3 protein-coding genes and 1 pseudogene are annotated in these 1,635 nt (G+C 45.4%); 2 read left to right on the plus strand and 2 right to left on the minus strand.

Going from position 1 to position 1,635, the window contains the following annotated elements:
• Nucleotides 1-199 (minus strand): annotated as a pseudogene (locus tag F6K49_RS47025) (chlorophyll a/b binding light-harvesting protein); the annotation flags it as partial.
• Nucleotides 200-303: 104 nt separating this feature from the next.
• Between F6K49_RS47025 and F6K49_RS47030 the strand changes: the two are divergent.
• Both F6K49_RS47030 and F6K49_RS47035 read left to right on the plus strand, forming a co-directional pair.
• Nucleotides 304-915 (plus strand): Crp/Fnr family transcriptional regulator, encoded by a 612-nt coding sequence (locus F6K49_RS47030; protein ID WP_081431144.1) that lies wholly within the window; start codon nucleotides 304-306, stop codon nucleotides 913-915.
• Between the two features lie 124 nt (nucleotides 916-1,039).
• On the plus strand, nucleotides 1,040-1,204 hold the full coding sequence (locus F6K49_RS47035) for a hypothetical protein (RefSeq protein WP_293109378.1): 165 nt from the start codon (nucleotides 1,040-1,042) through the stop codon (nucleotides 1,202-1,204).
• On the opposite strand, the gene F6K49_RS47040 is transcribed toward F6K49_RS47035, so the two are convergent.
• On the minus strand, nucleotides 1,181-1,635 hold a 455-nt coding region (locus tag F6K49_RS47040), incomplete at its 5' end, for a glutathione S-transferase (RefSeq protein ID WP_293109380.1). The genes F6K49_RS47035 and F6K49_RS47040 overlap by 24 nt on opposite strands.

Consider the following 1,635-nt stretch of genomic DNA (forward strand, 5'->3'; position numbering starts at 1 on the left):
CTTGTTCGTACATGGGTTTGGCAGGATTGAAGCAGGATAGTTCAAACAGGGTTATTGCTCCAGCCCAGAAGACGATTAGACCAGCATGGGCAACATGAGCCCCCAATAATTTCCCGGATAACTCCGTCAGGCGAGCGTTTCCTGCCCACCAACCATACTCTCCCTCTACTAATCGGGAACTCTCCGCAATGTTTGCCACTATACTACACCTCCTAGGCTTTTATTGCAAAATATATTCAATAGCTACTTGGAATAGCTTACACTACTGGTTAAGGAAAATGAAACCTATTTTTATTAAGAATCATGACAATTCGCAGATTTGGTAAGGTATCAGAGCAGTCGTTAGTGACTCAGAACCCTGTGATCACTAGGTTCAAGCCATCTGTTCATCTCTTTAAGCGCCATGACTTGATTGCTCTAGAACCCGATCAACTATGGGTAGTTCAACAGGGTGTGGTGAAAACCTTGACCTGGAATGACGAAGGAACAGTAATTACATTAGGATATTGGGGAGTTGGGGATGTAGTGGGGAAATCTTTGTCTAACTTGCAAACGTACGAAATCGAGTGTTTGACTAGGGTTAAAGCGCAATGTCTCTCTTTGTCTCAGTCTTACCGCTTATCCGAGGCTATTGTTTGCCATCTGCGACAGACCGAAGAGTTGCTGTGTATCATTAGAACCCCAAGAGTCTCTCAGCGTTTGCAACAGTTTTTGAGTTGGTTAGCCCGGAAGTTCGGTCGTCCCGTCTGTAGTGGGCAACTTATTGATATACCAGTGACCCATCAAGAACTAGCTGAGATGATTGGTACCACACGAGTAACCATCACCAGGCTGATCAAGCAGTTTGAGGAAGAAGGGATAATCAGTCGTCCTCGTCGATACTGTATTGTGTTGCGCGATTGTTCTAAATTGTAATTGAAAATACTATTAATGGCGCTAGACTCAGCATACTACCTGAAAAGGATAACCCTAGCGCCATCGACGTGATTCAGTTACGGGCTGATGGTGGGGAGGAAATTATGCGTTGCTTAATAATCGAATGATTTTAATAGTTTTGTGGAATGGGCATCTTGGTGGAACGGGCATCTTGGTGGAACGGGCATCTTGCCCGTTTCAATTTTCGGGCGGGCAGGATGCCCACCCCACTCATATTAATTCGAAGATTCAGCAATGCCCGAAATTATGCGATCGCAATGTAGCCTGATAATTGCTTAATCCGCTCCATCCAAGACATCACATTGGGGTAAGCATCTAGCGAAATCTTGGCGTCTGGTGATAGACTAACATAGGGGAAGCAAGCAATATCAGCAATTGTGGGGTGACCCAGTTCCAGCCATTCCCGATCACTGAGGTGGTTGTCGAGCAGTGTCAGGATAGTTTCCGACTTTTGTGTTGCGACCTCGATGTTAACGCTTTTTACATTAAACTTGTAATAAAGTCTAGCAAACTCTGGACCCTGGCGAATCTCTCCTGCAGTTGTAGATAACCAGCGCATCACTCGACTCATGGCTTCAGGCTCCAAAGGCAGCCAGTCTTCGCTACCATAGCGCCGTGCTAGATATACTAAAATAGCTTGGGCATCCTGAAAGATTAAATCTCCATCGGTGAGAACTGGCACTTGTCCAAAGGAATTCA

The organism is Moorena sp. SIO3I6 (genome assembly GCF_010672095.1).

What these genes read in the sequence shown, in the direction of transcription:
- F6K49_RS47030 (WP_081431144.1), top strand. Translation starts at nt 304, where the DNA reads ATGACAATTCGCAGATTTGGTAAGGTATCAGAGCAGTCGTTAGTGACT.
- F6K49_RS47035 (WP_293109378.1), top strand. Translation starts at nt 1,040, where the DNA reads ATGATTTTAATAGTTTTGTGGAATGGGCATCTTGGTGGAACGGGCATC.